The 281-nt window shown below is 72.2% G+C and carries 1 protein-coding gene; it reads right to left on the reverse strand.

Annotated elements, in window-relative coordinates; translation table 11 throughout:
* Positions 1-281: nucleotidyl transferase family protein (locus FLQ44_RS18115; RefSeq protein WP_500692555.1), on the reverse strand; the 281-nt coding region annotated here is incomplete at both ends.

The raw sequence follows: 281 nt of genomic DNA on the forward strand, positions 1-281 counted from the left end.
GAATCGCCTGCCAGCGTTGCCAGCGATCGAAGCCACGCCAGGCATCCTCGCCGAGCAGCAGCACCAGTGGCGCTTCGGGCCCCAGCTCGCCACGCAGCTCGACCAGCGTATCGACCATGTAGGAGGCGCCGCCGCGGCGCAGCTCGCGCAGGTCGATGCCGAAACCACTCTCGCCGGCCAGGGCCAGCCACAGCATGGCGACGCGATGGCCGGCCGCTGCACCCGGCGGCGCGCGGTGCGGCGGGTCCGCGTTCGGCAGGAAGTCGAAGGCGCGAACATCG

Origin of the sequence: Vogesella mureinivorans, assembly GCF_007644035.1 — a bacterium.
Taxonomy (GTDB): Bacteria; Pseudomonadota; Gammaproteobacteria; order Burkholderiales; family Chromobacteriaceae; genus Vogesella; species Vogesella mureinivorans.